At 57.5% G+C, this 14,506-nt stretch carries 18 protein-coding genes and 1 pseudogene; 14 read left to right on the plus strand and 5 right to left on the minus strand.

What is annotated here, in order from left to right:
- From Q2T52_RS13840 to Q2T52_RS13855, 4 genes are read left to right on the plus strand one after another with little or no spacing between them, the layout of a single operon-like run.
- On the plus strand, positions 1 to 645 hold the full coding sequence (locus Q2T52_RS13840; protein WP_302077364.1) for an amino acid ABC transporter permease: 645 nt from the start codon (positions 1 to 3) through the stop codon (positions 643 to 645).
- 22 nt (positions 646 to 667) lie between these two features.
- The gene (locus tag Q2T52_RS13845; RefSeq protein WP_302077365.1) at positions 668 to 1,462 is read left to right on the plus strand and encodes a transporter substrate-binding domain-containing protein; all 795 of its coding nucleotides are present in this window, start codon (positions 668 to 670) and stop codon (positions 1,460 to 1,462) included.
- A gap of 54 nt (positions 1,463 to 1,516) precedes the next feature.
- On the plus strand, positions 1,517 to 2,539 hold the full coding sequence (gene fba / locus Q2T52_RS13850) for a class II fructose-bisphosphate aldolase (RefSeq protein WP_302077366.1): 1,023 nt from the start codon (positions 1,517 to 1,519) through the stop codon (positions 2,537 to 2,539).
- Between the two features lie 18 nt (positions 2,540 to 2,557).
- A complete protein-coding gene (locus Q2T52_RS13855; protein WP_302077367.1) occupies positions 2,558 to 3,322 on the plus strand; it encodes an amino acid ABC transporter ATP-binding protein in 765 nt (254 codons plus the stop codon).
- Positions 3,323 to 3,356: 34 nt separating this feature from the next.
- Here the strand turns inward: Q2T52_RS13855 and Q2T52_RS13860 are convergent, their stop codons facing one another.
- Complete coding sequence (locus Q2T52_RS13860) at positions 3,357 to 4,112, minus strand: FadR/GntR family transcriptional regulator (RefSeq protein WP_302077368.1); 756 nt, start codon at positions 4,110 to 4,112, stop codon at positions 3,357 to 3,359.
- Between the two features lie 348 nt (positions 4,113 to 4,460).
- Between Q2T52_RS13860 and Q2T52_RS13865 the strand changes: the two are divergent.
- Positions 4,461 to 4,697, plus strand: a pseudogene (locus Q2T52_RS13865) (IS5/IS1182 family transposase); the annotation flags it as partial.
- A 45-nt stretch (positions 4,698 to 4,742) separates the two neighbouring features.
- Here Q2T52_RS13865 and Q2T52_RS13870 read toward each other — a convergent pair.
- From Q2T52_RS13870 to Q2T52_RS13885, 4 genes are all read right to left on the minus strand, one after another.
- Entirely contained in the window at positions 4,743 to 5,084 is a 342-nt protein-coding gene (locus tag Q2T52_RS13870; protein WP_302077369.1) for a hypothetical protein, read from the minus strand.
- A 53-nt stretch (positions 5,085 to 5,137) separates the two neighbouring features.
- On the minus strand, positions 5,138 to 5,521 hold the full coding sequence (gene sctX, locus Q2T52_RS13875) for a type III secretion apparatus assembly protein SctX (RefSeq protein ID WP_302077370.1): 384 nt from the start codon (positions 5,519 to 5,521) through the stop codon (positions 5,138 to 5,140).
- Positions 5,522 to 5,555: 34 nt separating this feature from the next.
- Positions 5,556 to 7,433, minus strand: coding sequence for a hypothetical protein (locus Q2T52_RS13880; protein ID WP_302077371.1), 1,878 nt, complete (start codon positions 7,431 to 7,433; stop codon positions 5,556 to 5,558).
- Positions 7,434 to 7,597: 164 nt separating this feature from the next.
- A complete protein-coding gene (locus Q2T52_RS13885; RefSeq protein WP_302077372.1) occupies positions 7,598 to 7,957 on the minus strand; it encodes a hypothetical protein in 360 nt (119 codons plus the stop codon).
- Between the two features lie 209 nt (positions 7,958 to 8,166).
- On the opposite strand from Q2T52_RS13885, the gene Q2T52_RS13890 reads away from it, so the two are divergent.
- The 9 genes from Q2T52_RS13890 to Q2T52_RS13930 all read left to right on the plus strand — a co-directional run bounded on the left by Q2T52_RS13890 (position 8,167) and on the right by Q2T52_RS13930 (position 14,480).
- Positions 8,167 to 8,730 (plus strand): hypothetical protein, encoded by a 564-nt coding sequence (locus Q2T52_RS13890; protein ID WP_302077373.1) that lies wholly within the window; start codon positions 8,167 to 8,169, stop codon positions 8,728 to 8,730.
- Positions 8,731 to 8,873: 143 nt separating this feature from the next.
- Complete coding sequence (locus tag Q2T52_RS13895; protein ID WP_302077374.1) at positions 8,874 to 9,254, plus strand: tetratricopeptide repeat protein; 381 nt, start codon at positions 8,874 to 8,876, stop codon at positions 9,252 to 9,254.
- 12 nt (positions 9,255 to 9,266) lie between these two features.
- Positions 9,267 to 9,740, plus strand: a complete 474-nt coding sequence (locus tag Q2T52_RS13900) for an EscF/YscF/HrpA family type III secretion system needle major subunit (protein WP_302077375.1) — start codon at positions 9,267 to 9,269, stop codon at positions 9,738 to 9,740.
- Positions 9,741 to 9,748: 8 nt separating this feature from the next.
- Entirely contained in the window at positions 9,749 to 10,573 is an 825-nt protein-coding gene (sctJ, locus tag Q2T52_RS13905) for a type III secretion system inner membrane ring lipoprotein SctJ (RefSeq protein WP_302077784.1), read from the plus strand.
- On the plus strand, positions 10,570 to 11,265 hold the full coding sequence (locus tag Q2T52_RS13910; protein ID WP_302077376.1) for a hypothetical protein: 696 nt from the start codon (positions 10,570 to 10,572) through the stop codon (positions 11,263 to 11,265). The genes sctJ and Q2T52_RS13910 overlap by 4 nt, the downstream gene beginning before the upstream one ends.
- On the plus strand, positions 11,244 to 11,897 hold the full coding sequence (gene sctL / locus Q2T52_RS13915) for a type III secretion system stator protein SctL (protein ID WP_302077377.1): 654 nt from the start codon (positions 11,244 to 11,246) through the stop codon (positions 11,895 to 11,897). Before Q2T52_RS13910 ends, sctL begins: the two co-directional genes overlap by 22 nt.
- Positions 11,894 to 13,282 (plus strand): type III secretion system ATPase SctN, encoded by a 1,389-nt coding sequence (gene sctN, locus Q2T52_RS13920; protein WP_302077378.1) that lies wholly within the window; start codon positions 11,894 to 11,896, stop codon positions 13,280 to 13,282. Before sctL ends, sctN begins: the two co-directional genes overlap by 4 nt.
- On the plus strand, positions 13,279 to 13,758 hold the full coding sequence (sctO, locus tag Q2T52_RS13925; RefSeq protein ID WP_302077379.1) for a type III secretion system stalk subunit SctO: 480 nt from the start codon (positions 13,279 to 13,281) through the stop codon (positions 13,756 to 13,758). The genes sctN and sctO overlap by 4 nt, the downstream gene beginning before the upstream one ends.
- Entirely contained in the window at positions 13,755 to 14,480 is a 726-nt protein-coding gene (locus Q2T52_RS13930) for a hypothetical protein (protein WP_302077380.1), read from the plus strand. The genes sctO and Q2T52_RS13930 overlap by 4 nt, the downstream gene beginning before the upstream one ends.
- Positions 14,481 to 14,506: the final 26 nt, after the last annotated feature.

Here is a 14,506-nt window from a genome sequence, read left to right on the forward strand (position 1 = left end):
ATGTTTCAGCAATTCAGCCTCACCCATGTCCAGTTCATGCTCACCGGTCTCGGCTGGACGATCGGCCTTGCAATGATTGCGTTGATAGGCGGCTCGATTGCGGGATCGGCCATCGCTCTGATGCGTGTGTCGGTCAACCCCGTCATCAGCCGGCTGGCACAGTTCTACATTTTCGTCGTGCAAGGTACGCCGCTGCTGGTAACACTGTTCATCGCTTATTTCGGCGCCACGTATCTCGGCATTTCCGTTCAGCCGATCGTGGCGATCGCCGTCGCTTTTTCCTTCTATGCCGCAGCATTCCTGGGAGATATCTGGCGTGGTGCCATCCAATCGGTGCCGAAGGGACAGCGGGAGGGTGCCCATGCGCTCGGACTCGGCCGTGCCGACACCTTAATCCACATTATCGTGCCTCAAGCGGTCCGCATCGCCATTCCGCCGACTGTCGGCTTCTTCGTGCAGCTTATCAAGAACACCTCGCTTGCGTCGGTGGTCGGCATTGTCGAGCTGACCCGTACGGCGCAGATCGTCAGCAATGCCACGTTCAAGCCCCTCGAAGTCTACATGACTGCCGCGGCCTTCTATTTCCTTGTCTGTTTTCCGCTGACCCTCGTCAGCCGCGGCCTAGAGAAACGCCTAAAATCATAACATCGTAAAGGAGGAGAATACGATGCTCGCATTCATCAGGAGGACCGTCGTCGGCGTAATCGCCGCAGCGTGCCTTTCATCCGTCGCCCTCGCACAGCAGACGACGAATACGTTCGACGAAATCATCAAGCGGGGCAAAATCATCGTCGGGATCTCGTTGTCGACACCACCCTACGGCATGACCGACGCCAACATGAAGCCGTCCGGATTCGACGTTGCGGTCGCAAACCTCATCGCCCGTGATCTTGGGGTAAAGCTGGAAATTGTCGACCAGGTTTCGCAAGCCCGTATTCCCAACCTGACGACCGGCAAGGTTGACATCGTCATCTCGTCGCTCGGCATCACGGCCGAGCGCGCGAAGGCGATCATGTACACCAATTCGATCTATGTCGACGAACAGATGATCATCGCGCCGACCGCCTCCAAGCTCGACAATCTCGAAGCACTCGTTGGGAAGCGCGTCGGCGTGACCCGCGCCAGCACCAACGACACGATCATCACCCAGAAGGCCGTGCAGGGAACGAACATTCAGCGCTTCGAAGATGACGCCTCTACCAATCAGGCACTGTTCACGGGCCAGGTCGATGCCATCGTCTCCGGTGTTGCGGCTGCCAACGCCATAAACGCACAGACGGACAAGTTCGCGCGCAAATTTGCCGTGCGTCAATCGCCAATGGGGATTGGCGTTCGCCGTGGCGATTATGATCTGCACCAGTGGCTCAATACCGAAATCATGATGCTGTGGAGTGGTGGCGAATTGCAGGCAGCACAGAAGCAATGGCTGGGCATCGTCAACGAAGACGTTCCGCGCTTCTGACTTCATCAGGGCCTGCAGCCGGGCTGCAGGCCATTTCACGAGAAAGCTCCCGATATGCCTAGAATTACGCTCAGACAATTGCTCGACCACGCCGCCGAATACCAGTACGGCGTGCCCGCCTTCAGTGTCACCTGTATGGAACAGATGCTAGCGGTCATGAATGCCGCGCGCGCTGTCGATGCGCCGGTCATTCTCCAAGTCGGCACCAAGGCCCGAGCCTATGCGGGCGATATCATGATCGAACACCTGTTCGCCGCACTCGAAACGATTTATCCAGATATTCCGATGGTCATTCATCAAGATCACGGGAATAGCGAAGCGACCTGCGCGACTGCTCTGCAGCACAAGTTCACATCCGTGATGATGGATGGTTCTCTGCTTGAAGATGCTAAGACGCCTTCCGATTACGACTATAATGCACGTGTCACTTCCCGCGTCTCTGAAATCGCGCATTATATGGGGGCTTCGGTAGAAGGGGAGATCGGTGTTCTGGGTAAACTCCAATCGCGCACCGATGAGCGCATGCTGACCGATCCGGATGAGGCGGTGAAGTTCGTCAGGCAAACCAAGGTCGACGCGCTTGCCATCGCCATGGGCACCTCGCATGGCGCCTACAAGTTCAGCCGCAAGCCCGATGGCGAAGTTCTCGCCATGGATCGGCTGGAAGAAATCCACCGTCGCCTGCCCGACACCCATCTCGTCATGCACGGCTCCTCCTCGGTTCCGCAAGAACTGCAGGACATCATGAACAAATACGGCGCCGACATCAAACAGACCTGGGGCGTGCCGATCGAGGAGATTCAGCGCGGCATCAAACACGGCGTCCGCAAGATCAACATCGACACCGACAACCGGATGGCTCTGGTTGGCCAGATTCGCCGTGTAATGCACGAAGACCCCAAGGAATTCGACATTCGCAACATGATGAAGCCCGGGATGGATGCCATCACCAAGCTGTGCAAGCAGCGGCTAGAAGAATTCGGCACGGCCGGCCATGCCGGAAAGATCAAGGTCATCCGCATGGCGGACATGGCTCGCCGCTATGCGTCTGGCGAACTCGACCCGAAGATCGTCTGACCGTATGAGGACAAGAGCATGAACGTGGATCACTCGAATGGAAACTCAGGCGGTGCGGTCGTGCAGGCAAAGCAGGTTTCGAAATTCTTTGGTGCCTTCCAAGCCCTGAAAACGATCGACATGACCGTCACCCGAGGCGAGACAATTGTCATCTGCGGACCATCCGGTTCGGGCAAGTCAACCTTGATCCGTTGTCTCAATGCGCTGGAGCCATATCAGTCCGGCGCGCTCCGCGTCTGCGGAGTTGATGTGACGGATGCACGTCCCTCGATCGATGCTGTGCGGCGGCGGACCGGCATGGTGTTCCAGAACTTCAATCTCTTCCCGCATATGACGGTGCTGGAAAACTGCATGATTGCACCAATGAAGGTCAAGGGCGTTTCACGGGAGGAGGCCCGCGCAATAGCGCAGCGTTTTCTCGAAAGGGTTCGGATTCCGGAACAGGCCGGGAAATATCCGGCCCAGCTCTCCGGCGGGCAGCAGCAACGGGTTGCCATTGCACGAGCGCTGTCCATGAGCCCGGAACTGATGTTGTTTGATGAGCCGACCTCCGCGCTGGATCCCGAAATGGTCCGCGAAGTGCTCGATACAATGGTCGAACTTGCCAAGGAGGGCGGCACGATGATCTGCGTGACGCACGAGATGCATTTCGCACGTCAGGTTGCCGATCGCATTATTTTCATGGATGCCGGCGCGATTGTCGAAACCGGTAAGCCGGACCAGTTCTTCGCCAATCCGAAGACGGCCAGAGCGCAGGAATTCCTGGCTCAGATCCTGCACTGATAGGACAAGGTGGGCGGCACTCTTGACACCCAACTTATTCGTCGTGCTTTAACCTGCCGGCATGTAGACGCCCTGCCTCCAGATGCTGCGCATCGAGGATCGCTGCGCGCGCCTGAAGCAGATGATATTTCATATAGCTCGCAGCGGAATCGCTATCCTCGATACTGATCGCATTGAAGATCCGAGTGTGCTCTTCCACCACCCGCAATCGTCGAGCCGGGGCTCGTTCCCTTGCAAGCTCCAGTCCAATATTCATTGTTTCCAGGACGGGTCTCCGGAGATCCCTTAGCAACGCAGGAAAATATTCATTGCCTGCAGCAATCGCGATCGCGTCGTGAAAGGCGATGTCCTGAAACTGCCCTAGCTCTCCCCGCGCGATCGCCTCGTTCAGGTCGTCTATCGTCTGGCGGATGGCCTCAAGATGCGCTCGTGAGCGTCGCAGAGCGGCGAGCCGCGCGGCCTCGACTTCAATGACGATTCTTGGCTCGAACGAACGTACATAACTGGAAAGGCTAGCGGCATCGGCCAGTTCCGTCAGCCTCGTAGACGGCTTGGTAGACACGAAAGTGCCGATGCCCCGCCGCGACTGGACGAGACCATCCGTCGAGAGCCGTAATAGCGCCTCGCGAACGACCGGCCTCGACACGTCAAAGGCTAGCGAAAGCTCTGCCTCGGAAGGTAGCTTGTCCCCTTCGGTGAATTTGCCGGATGTGATTTCAGACAGAATCTGCCCGTAGACTGTATCGGCAAGTTTCTCTTTTCGGGCGGGCGTTACGGTGATTTGTGACATACCCCACCTTAGCCGAGTTCTTTAACCGACGAAACGCCTTGATGTGATGAAGGTTTCCCGATGGCTTAAGCTGTTCCCTTGAACCGCCGACCACGCCAAAGATCCGCTATGCGTTCAGAACAACCATGACAGATGGGCCATGCTGCGTGCAGGACAAGCGTAGAGCATGTCGCATTTATTGAGCCTGACCAGCCGGAGAGAGATCCGGAAATGCCGGGCGACTTCCCGATCACTGTTGCCTTCATTCACAAAACGCAACCACACGCTCATGCAACTCCATCGGATGCGGCTTGCCCGTGGCGCTTCTCCTTCCATGGGCACAGTCAATCACAGATCAACCAAACTCACCGAAACCAACATATCACGACGATCAACGCCGATGACCGGATGATTGGCAGACCGCGACCAGCTATGGCAAACGGTCCGTGATCGAAACGGCGATCGGTCGTTACAAGCCAATTATCGGCCGTCGACTGCGGGCACGCTCATTTGCCGCACAGCAGACGGAAGTCGCCCTCGGCTGTTTCATCCTGAATAGAATATGCACGCCCGAAATCCGTCCGCTCCAGAAAAGCTACCGGATAGCCAACGTTTCAAAGGCGGAAATCCGTTCTCCCAACGATCCGCGGATCAAAGCCCCTCGTCATTGGTTTCGCCGTGGCGCAGATAGCTCTCAAGCGCATCCTGCGCACGGGCTTTTTCCTCGAGTTCGTAAAGGCAGCGAAGCCTGAGATAGCGACGCATACGCTGCCGGTCCGTTAGCCGGTAATTACCGAATCGTTCGAGCGGATCGATACGATCGAGGCGATCCAGATGAGCCACACTGTCACGAAAATGTCCGTTGATGAAGGCGATGACAGCGGAAGCCAAGGTAGCATCGGCAGAATTGTCCCCCAGGCGACGAAGGGCATCGCATAGCAGGCTTGCGCGCTCCACATATCCATTCTGCAGTTGAACATAGATCGACAGCATCAGAAAATCCCGCTCGCGTGGCGAAAGTTCATGATGCGGCTGCAAGGGCTCCATCATGCGCGCAACAGCAATGCCAACGCGGCGCGGACCTCGGCATCCCGATTCACTTCATCATCCAGAAATGCACCGGCAGAACGGAACACCAAACGGTCTGCGGGATCTCGCGTGCCGATCGCCAGCCGATGGAATATTGCAGCAAGACCGGCGCGCGTTTCCTGGAGGATTGAAGGCTCCATCAATTGCGGATCCACATTACGAGGTTGGAGCAAATCCGGCAACCGATCGTCGAGCGAAGGCGGATACAGAATGGAATCCAGCGCGCGATACGATGGCAAATAATTCGGGCTGACGCGGCAGTCGTCCGGGAGATGGACCTCATCTTCCAACTGCCATCGGCTTACGGATTCAAGACCAACGTCAAGCGAACGGATCCGCATCAGAAATCTGCCACGTCTTGTGCAGCACCCATGATCAGGTCGCCTGAGAAATGTTCTGCAAGAGATCGGCCATCTTCTGCAGGGCGCTGTTGGCGAGATCGAAATGACGATTACGTTCGCGGTCGAGCGAATTGATATCGTTCATCTTCAACTGGCTTTCCTGGTTCACCAGGGTCACCAATTCCGAAAGCTGGGTACCATAATTAGACCATTGCGGATGGGTGTGTGATTGCAGATCATTGGATGCGTTATCCCACATATACCCGCCATTTTGAGGGCCTGTAGAAATATTTCCCCGGACGAGATCAAGTCTTGGCCGACTGAGACCCCGCAATACTTCCAAAGGATTTTTCTGTGCGTCATTTGATTTATCTGAGAACATGAAAATTGCTTTGAGCGTCTGTATGTCAGCTTCATTCAGCGGCGGATTGGAATTGATCTGCTTGGCAAGATTATCCAGGAAATCCGGCCCCAGACCCGCAAAACTCTTTGGACCCTCATCCGCTTTCTGGAATTGCGCAATGGATTTGTTGATAAGCTCCTGCATGACACTGATTGTTTTCAGATAAGCGTTTTGCTGCTTTACCTCTTCCGTCTCAACTGTGACCTTTGCCTCACCTTCCAGATTGTATTGGCTTTGAAAGTAATAGATCATGGAAGGCGCATCGAGCTTTTTGCCGTTCATATAACCATCGCCAGCCGCCACGGATGCTCGTGTTTCCTTCATGTCGCGAATACGCATTTCCTGCTGTAGGAAGACATTGTATCCAGAATTGATCGTGGCGTTATCATCCAGACTGACGACGTTCTTTGGAACTCTTATGACATCATTGTCATTACCCAGAGGCAGCCACGTTTCTGAAAAATTTGTGGGCAGCGTGCTGAGATCCTGGGTATTGAGGGGCGCTTGTCCCGCCCCAGGCCGCCAATTTTCCTCGGACACATTGAAGAATGCTGCCAATCGGTTGAACCGTGTCTGCAACTCCGTCAACTGGCTCTGGATGTCAGTCTGGGAAAAGACGCTCATCTTGTCGAGACGCGAGATGAGGAGGTCAATCTGGTCTGTAAAAGCCTGCTGCGCGTCTGGTGGCAACGCGACAAATTTGCGATTGGACGCCTTGTAATTCGTTACCTGGCCCCGCAAAACATTCGCCGCATCGATCATCTGCTGTTTGTTGACGGACAGGCCGAGCGAGGACGCCATATGCTTGAACGCTTCGGTGGCAACGATCCGCTCCTGGTCTTTGGTCGGCATTGTCGCAAAATTGTCCTTTGTCAGGGTGTTGACCTGGTAGATACGTGGGGTGGCTGAGTATTCGCCGAGCGATATGGTGCCGTTCGCCGGTGGCGGCACCGATGCGACATAGGTGATGGAGGTGGTTGCGCCCTGCAAGAGCAAAACACCATTGGTAATCGCCTGCGCCTTGAGGTTCGCATTCACCCACTCCACCTGATAGGACGAGTGCCAGGTGTTGAAGATGCGTCCAAAAGCGTTGATCGCATCGTCGGTTGTGAGATCCGACGCCTTGACGTCGAAGCCGGGAGGACGATCCGCTACGGGCATGGTTGTGTTGAGACCGTCCTTGACGGGAAACAGTGCATCCGCTGTCGCTCGGTTCAGTGCGCCATCCCCACCAGAAGAACTTCCGGGAAGATTGTAGTAGGGAATGGTGGATTGCTTCTGGCCTGCGCTGGGAATTAGCCCCTCGACCTGCGTGATCGCCACCTTTTCCACGGTCCGGGTCTGGGTCGTATAATCCATGACCGGCCGGCCATAGTTATCGTAGACATAATTTCCGGACGCGTCCTTTCTGGCGGCCCCCTTCTGATAGGTCTCGGAGGAGGTTTCCAGCGTCAGCACATATCCGCCGGAAATGGTTTGCGGGCTGCCGAGCGATTTCAGCCAGCGCACCTGTTCGTCATTGGGGGCAGCAACAAATGTACTGATCGCCATCGAGGATGCAGGGCCTGATAGCGTCGTCGCAACACCGTAGGATCCGGCATTGAGTGTCGTCATCGTACCCCAATTGGCGTTCAGACTGGAGAAAATGCTCGGCATCGGTCAGTCCTCAGATCTCAAAGCTTTAAAAGCCGGCGCACCGGCGCATGTGACCACCCCTTATCGGCCTGGTTGGGCACCGCTACCCTCCTGGCCTTATCGCGGGCTGCCAGCAGGTCCTTCACGCGTTCCTCCAGTTGCTCAACCCGTGAATGAAAGACAGCCATATCGGGCGCCAGGACCATATGATCCACGAGCAGCATGCAGACGGGATCATCGCGAATGATCGATGTTTTGATCAGTTGGCCGAGCTGGTCGCGAATGGCGGCAAGGACCGGCTGCACATCTCTCACCGTCTCACGACCTTCGCCCGCAAGCCAGCGAGCCCGTTGCTCCGCTACCTGATGGGAACCTTCGGATGTCTGATCGCCCGCCATGAATTACCATCGTATAGCCGTGGGTTTGTTAGCTTAACAAAGCCCATAATCCGACAAAGCACTGTGACGTTCGATACAGTCGTGCGTAAATGAGGCGCGCATTGACAGATTGGTTTGGTACAAGGACTGGACCTCGAAAACGTGTCAGTGCGCTTTGACGAGGTAGGTGACATTCGATGCGCGGCAAGCGGCAAGACGATCAGAGTTTCATGAGCGATTTGGCAATCTTCTCCGCGATGCCGGAGGTTGGCGCTTCCGATTTGCTGGACAAGAACGGAGCAGCGCCGGCCCATACGGGGCTTGCACAGGCCGAGCGTGTGGACGTTGCCGCCGCAGAAGCCGCGCGCAATTCGGTTCTCGCGTCTATCGCACCGGATCCGGCAATCGTTCGGGAGCCGCGGTCCGGCGAAGACAACTATGCCCATGTAATCCAGCTGGATCAGCAGGGGCAAATGAAAGAGGCCGCCGACATGCTCTCACGTTTGGTGAGCATGCCCGGAGGCGAAGCGGACGCCTGTCTTGGGCTTGCTGTCTTTGCCCTGCGGTTGAAGGACTTCCAATCGGCGCAAGTTCTTGCAGCACGTTGCTTGGATCTTGGCGCGCGTCATCCACGCGCGTGCTCCATTCTGGGCATGGTCGCCCTTCATTCAGGCAATGGGTCGGCCGCACGAACTTATCTCGCTGCGGCGGCACGCATTGCCCGGATCGATCCCTCATTCAGCACCGATCTGCGGGGAGCGCAGCGCGTTTTGCTGAAGATGCACGTGAACTAGGACCGGTAATGTATGCGGAGCCTGGCATGAAGCGCCAGCGGAACGCTGATGAGAGGATTGCTGCGGATCCGTGCCGTCGGAGGCCGCGACGGCATCTGATAGACGGCCAAGATTTGCGGCAGTGACGAAGGGGATGAGCTTGGATGGTCGATGACACCGAACTGCTTCTTGAGCGCGAGGATGTGAAAACCCTCGTGGAACTTGGCTTCATGGCGATAACAGCCGGCATGTTAGGTGACGCGGAAACCATTTTTCAAGGGATCACAGCGGCCCGACCCGATCAGGAAGCAGGGCCACTCGGACTTGCCATGGTGCGTCTTGCACAAGACCGTCCGGCGGATGCTGTGGCGCTCCTGAAGAAACTGCCCCCTAGCGAAGCTGTTCTGACATATCTCGGCCTTGCCCAGGCGCGCCACGGAGACCGAGCGGCTGCCGCGCGATGCCTGCATGGCGTCATCGCCAGTGCGCCGAACTCGTCCTTCGCCGATATGGCGGGCGCAGCGATCTCCGAATTCAGTCTTTAAGGAGGCAAGACAATGGTTTCCCCCATCCTCGGGGCAGTTCCCCCAGTACCCGCACCACAGTCCTCGGTCCCCGGAATCATTCCCACCGATCGTGTCGCAGCCTTTGATCAAGCCATGGCCCGACAACAGACCGCTGATCCTCAATCCACGTCCACCAATAACCCCGCCGGTGCTTCACAGGCGCTGACGCCGCAAGCGCTTTCTCCCAATGACCGGGCAAGAATTGGTCTCGATCTGGCACCGGCAGGCCAAGCTCCGCAACCCACAGAGGGCAATATGATCCTCAACGGGCTTTCCAGCCTTCGAGAGGTCTTCGATGCACGCGAAGCGCGTGTCAGCGAGATCCTGAAGCAGGGAACCACCGATGCGACATCGCTGATGCAGATGCAGGTGGAAGTGGCCAACTTCACGATGCTGGTCGATATTTCCTCAAAGCTTACCGGCAAGACGACACAGGTGTTCGACACCCTGATGAAGGGTCAGTAACCGTGGACATGACACCGCGGAAAGCATTCCAGCATTTCAGGCTTGCCTTCATGATTGCCAGCCTGTTGGCACTGACGGCGTGCAAGGCCGACCTCTATACCAACCTGACGGAATATGAGGCAAACCAGATGGTTGCCGTACTGTTGGCCGAGAACATCGATGCCAGCAAGACGGGCGTCGGCGAAGCCTTCACAGTGCAGGTGGAGCAGGAAAACCTGGGCAGAGCGATCGATCTTCTGAACGAAAAGGGCTTTCCGCGCCGCACGCGTGAATCCATGGGCCGCGTGTTTCAGAAGTCCGGGATCATCTCGTCACCCTTTGAAGAGCGGGTTCGATATATTTATGCGCTTGGCGAGGAGGTCGCGCAGACAATCTCTCAGATCGACGGCGTTGTTACCGCGCGTGTGCACATCGTCCTGCCGGAAGAGCCCCAACTGGGCCAGCCGGTCAAGCCATCCTCGGCAGCGGTCTTCATCAAGCACGAACCGAATGTGGATCTCGAATTCCTGGTGCCGCAGATACGTCGCCTTGTCAGCAGTTCGATCCAAGGCCTCGATTATGCGGCCGTCACGGTGGTCTTGACGGAGGCGGCAGCCCGCAAGGCGCAGCAACGTGCTGGCAATGTCGATCTCGTGGATGTATTCCCAGGCTTGGCCGTTCCGGCGCCCAGCGCGCCGCAGGTGCGCATCGTGATCTATAGCGTTGCGGCGGCGCTTCTTATTCTTGCTGCCGGTTCCATTTTTGGCGTTGTTCAGTTCGTCTTGAGCCGTCGACGTCGCGGAAGCAGAACGACGACAAGTGACGCTACGACTGCACTGATGGAGCCGTCATGATGGTGGCGGATAACCTGACGGGCGCCGGAAAACAAGGTTACCCCTTCGGTGCAACCGAGTTTTCCTTCGCAACACGGATTGCGGAATTCCACTTGTGCAATAGCAGTCTGCCGGCGGAAATTGCCGCCCACGACGTCATGTCTGCTTTGCTGCGACATCCAGCTTTTCGACCGGCGCTCGCAAGGCTGCATCCACGCCCGCTTTCCCTGTCGCGACATGAGATTGTTGACCTTTCATCTCATGCAGAGGGTCGGCTGGCACTGCTGATTGCCAGCGCGCCGGAGGCGGACATTCGTTTCGCGGCTCAGCTGGCCGCTGCCGCGGCGCTACACAGATCGATTGTACGGCTGGGCCTCAAGGCGGAACGACAGCACGCTCAGGCTATATTGGGAGCCGAGAGCTTCCACTTCGCTACGCAAGAGGCACCAACCCTGCATTCGACGCTAGCCGCCCTAGAGAACAGTCCCAAGATTTGGCGCGCAATCGCCAAAACCGATAATCTAAGTGCAGCCTCAACCCTGTTCGAGGAATTCGGGCGAGGCGTGCTGCATTCCTTTGTTGCTGCCGTCGCCCCTGTTCTGATCGATTGTCTGCCAAGCCCCCATCAGCCTCCCCTGGCCGACGCCTTGGTCTCATCGCTTGTGAAACTCATGCGAAGGAGAAACCCGCGATGGGCCCCTATTATCGCTTGAACACGCTCGGTTTTCGGCTTCCGTCAGGGCCGCATGTCATCAGACGAGACGCGTTTGAAGCCGTCGCCGCCAGCGAAGCCTTGCTGCAGGAAGCAGACCGTCGTGCGGCTGAGATTATCGCAGGGGCGGAGGCAGCCTTTGAGTCCGAAAAGCGTCGCGGGTTCGAGGAAGGCTTGCGAGCCGCCAGGCGAGAGGCAGCCGCGCGGCTTTTCAGCGAAAACCTCATACTGGAGCAAAAGCTTGCCGCCGTAGAAACCGAACTTGCCGATCTCGTTGTTGCGGCGATGCGATGTCTGCTGGAGGATTTCGACGATCGCACCAAGGCGGAAGCCCTGGTTCGCACTGCGCTCAGGCGCATGCGACGCGAAAAGCGCGGGGAACTAAGGGTTTCCCCGGAGCAGGCCACCGAGATGAAATCATCCATTACGCGGATCATCAGCGAGTTTCCGGAGGTGGATTTGGTGGATGTTGTTGAAGACGAAAGTCTCAGCGCTCCCAATATCGTTTTCGAGACTGCGATCGGCCGTGTCGATGGCGATCTCGGACGCACCTGTTCGGAGTTGGAAATCGCCATCCGCGCCGCCGTAACGGGAGCCGTCGGCGCAAGCACGGAACATGAGACAGGACCATGAATGCCGTGACGATCAACGGTGAGGCGATCGTGCAGCTTGCGGACGCTCGCCGTCTTCGCATAGCTGCCCGTGTTGATGGCTTCGTTCATCGTCTCGCGGCTCAAGTCGATCGATTTTCAGCGTTTACGGTCACGGGGCGGGTTCGCAAGGTGGTCGGCACGATGATCCACGCAGCCGTACCGGAGATCGAGATCGGCGAGATCGTGGAGTTGATCAATCGTAGTTCCAACCTGCGCCTCTATGCGGAATGTGTTGGCTTCCTGGACGAGGAGGCGCTTCTATCACCCATCGGGGAGACGCAGGGCATCAGTCCACGCACCGAGGTAAGACGGACGGGGCGGGTGCAGGCGGTTGCCGTTGGCCCTGGTCTTAAAGGTCGCGTACTGGACGGACTCGGCAATTTCGTGGATGGTCGCGATGATCACTTCGTGCCGGAATCCTTCTATCCCGTTTACAAAAATCCACCCGATCCCATGACGCGCCGGATCATAGACCGGCCATTGCCGCTTGGGGTGCGAGCCATCGACGGTGTGCTCACCTGCGGAGAAGGGCAACGCATGGGCATCTTCGCTGCAGCTGGCGGCGGCAAGTCCACATTGCTGTCCATGCTGGTCAAGGGCGCGGCCGTGGATGTGACCGTTATCGCGCTGATCGGCGAGCGCGGCCGCGAAGTGCGCGAATTCATTGAGCACGACCTCGGGCCGGACGGACTTGCAAAGTCGGTCATTGTGGTCGCAACCTCGGACCGCTCGTCCATGGAGCGCGCCAAAGCTGCATTCACCGCTACAGCCATCGCCGAATATTTCCGAGATCAAGGTCAGCGCGTTCTGTTCCTGATGGATTCCGTGACGCGCTTTGCGCGCGCTCAGCGCGAGATTGGCCTTGCCGCAGGCGAGCCCCCCACCCGCCGCGGCTTTCCGCCTTCCGTGTTTGCCAACCTGCCGCGTCTGATGGAGCGGGTGGGCATGAATGAAAGAGGTTCGATCACCGCGCTCTATACGGTTCTGGTGGAGGGCGACGATATGACCGAGCCGGTCGCGGACGAAACACGTTCCATTCTGGACGGACACATCATCCTGTCGCGCAAGCTCGCAGCCGCCAATCACTTTCCGGCAATAGACGTGCTTGCCTCCAAAAGCCGGGTGATGCGTTCTGTCACCACACGCGAACATCAAGCGATGGCCGCAAAAATCAACGAATGGCTTGCCGCATATGCGGACGTCGAACTGCTGATCAAGGTTGGTGAATACAAACAGGGCGCCGATCCGCAATCCGATCTTGCGATCGCCAGATACAAGCCAATCAATGAATTCCTCAAGCAGGCCACCGATGAGTTCGATGATTTTGGGACGATGCTGCGCAAGCTTCAGCAGGTGACCCGATGATCGGCCAGATGAAGATACTGCTGCATGTCAAAACGTTGAAACAAGAGCAGGCTTTTCGTCACCTGCAATCATGCCGTCGAGCCCTGTATGAAGCTGAGCACGCGCACCATGCGGCAGTCAAAGCCGTTGAGGAAAGCCAGAGAACGCTTCCCGCCCGCGAAAACGCGATCTTCGAGACAATCTTCGGCAGGACCGTGGCCTTGGGGGAAATCGATGAAATCAAGGCGCGGGTCGCGACACTTCATGCGAAACACCAGATCCTGGTGGATGAACGGGAGCGAACCGCGCATGTCGAGGCAAGGGTGCGTCGAGAGCGAGACGAGGCGGCAGACGCTTTTCGGAAAGCGACCAAGGTCACCGACAAGTACGACGTAATCACTCAGGATCTCGTAACCGCACAGGCCGAAGCATTGACGGCGAGAGAAGAGGGAGAAACCGAAGACATGTTTTCCCGATCAAGGAGAAAGATCGCATGACGCGCGTTGAGAACGGTCGAGGTACGAACTCTAACCACTCCTCTGCGGACGGCAGTGGCCCATACGCAGACCGAGGTGGGGCGAATACGGGCCTTACCCGGTTCGGAACGTCACGAGGACAAACCAGCAGCGGGTTTGAAACCAGACGCGATTTTCGTGAGGATACAAGCGATCGACAGGACCGGGAAGCCGCCTTTTCTGCGCGGCTGCGTCATGCGCTTTCGAAGCAGCCGAACGAGGGACATCAGGGTGATGAGGAAGATGCGCCGTTGGTGCCGGAAGGCCTGTCCCTTATCGCTGCAGCCTCAGCGAACGGCAGATCGGCCGTCACGGAGCCTATGGAAGCAGATCGCATTTCGCCGAAGGCGCGCGCCGAACGCATCGCCGCACAAATTGCCGAAGCCCTCAACACGGCAGACCGCCCCATGCCCGGCGGACCCGTGACGGTCAGATTGCAGATGCCTGCATTGGACGGTTCGGAGATCAGGGCACTCGTCCTGACCATGACAGGGGATCAGCTGGACGTTACCCTGACTACCGGTGAACATCCGCTGATCGACGATTTGAAACTTGCTGCCCAGGCCCTTGCGGACCGCCTGTCCCTGCGCTTCCCTACCCGTAGGATCCGTGTATTGGAAGCTCCGGCGAGTCGGACTGACCCGGTCGATACGGTCGAAGCGCCCGGAGTCATGTCACAGATTTCCGCAATTCTCTCGCGTTGATGCCGGATAACCGCAAGTATCCCTTC

Source organism: Rhizobium oryzicola (assembly GCF_030504645.1).
GTDB lineage: Bacteria > Pseudomonadota > Alphaproteobacteria > Rhizobiales > Rhizobiaceae > Neorhizobium > Neorhizobium oryzicola.

Bases quoted from the DNA above. Each gene is read 5' to 3' on its own strand.
- Q2T52_RS13870 (WP_302077369.1), bottom strand. From the start codon at position 5,084: ATGCTGTCGATCTATGTTCAACTGCAGAATGGATATGTGGAGCGCGCA.
- Q2T52_RS13890 (WP_302077373.1), top strand. From the start codon at position 8,167: ATGAGCGATTTGGCAATCTTCTCCGCGATGCCGGAGGTTGGCGCTTCC.
- Q2T52_RS13930 (WP_302077380.1), top strand. From the start codon at position 13,755: ATGACGCGCGTTGAGAACGGTCGAGGTACGAACTCTAACCACTCCTCT.
- Q2T52_RS13860 (WP_302077368.1), bottom strand. From the start codon at position 4,112: ATGTCACAAATCACCGTAACGCCCGCCCGAAAAGAGAAACTTGCCGAT.
- sctX (WP_302077370.1), bottom strand. From the start codon at position 5,521: ATGCGGATCCGTTCGCTTGACGTTGGTCTTGAATCCGTAAGCCGATGG.
- Q2T52_RS13895 (WP_302077374.1), top strand. From the start codon at position 8,874: ATGGTCGATGACACCGAACTGCTTCTTGAGCGCGAGGATGTGAAAACC.
- Q2T52_RS13855 (WP_302077367.1), top strand. From the start codon at position 2,558: ATGAACGTGGATCACTCGAATGGAAACTCAGGCGGTGCGGTCGTGCAG.
- Q2T52_RS13845 (WP_302077365.1), top strand. From the start codon at position 668: ATGCTCGCATTCATCAGGAGGACCGTCGTCGGCGTAATCGCCGCAGCG.
- Q2T52_RS13885 (WP_302077372.1), bottom strand. From the start codon at position 7,957: ATGGCGGGCGATCAGACATCCGAAGGTTCCCATCAGGTAGCGGAGCAA.
- sctJ (WP_302077784.1), top strand. From the start codon at position 9,749: ATGACACCGCGGAAAGCATTCCAGCATTTCAGGCTTGCCTTCATGATT.
- Q2T52_RS13900 (WP_302077375.1), top strand. From the start codon at position 9,267: ATGGTTTCCCCCATCCTCGGGGCAGTTCCCCCAGTACCCGCACCACAG.
- sctO (WP_302077379.1), top strand. From the start codon at position 13,279: ATGATCGGCCAGATGAAGATACTGCTGCATGTCAAAACGTTGAAACAA.
- fba (WP_302077366.1), top strand. From the start codon at position 1,517: ATGCCTAGAATTACGCTCAGACAATTGCTCGACCACGCCGCCGAATAC.
- Q2T52_RS13910 (WP_302077376.1), top strand. From the start codon at position 10,570: ATGATGGTGGCGGATAACCTGACGGGCGCCGGAAAACAAGGTTACCCC.
- sctN (WP_302077378.1), top strand. From the start codon at position 11,894: ATGAATGCCGTGACGATCAACGGTGAGGCGATCGTGCAGCTTGCGGAC.
- sctL (WP_302077377.1), top strand. From the start codon at position 11,244: ATGGGCCCCTATTATCGCTTGAACACGCTCGGTTTTCGGCTTCCGTCA.
- Q2T52_RS13840 (WP_302077364.1), top strand. From the start codon at position 1: ATGTTTCAGCAATTCAGCCTCACCCATGTCCAGTTCATGCTCACCGGT.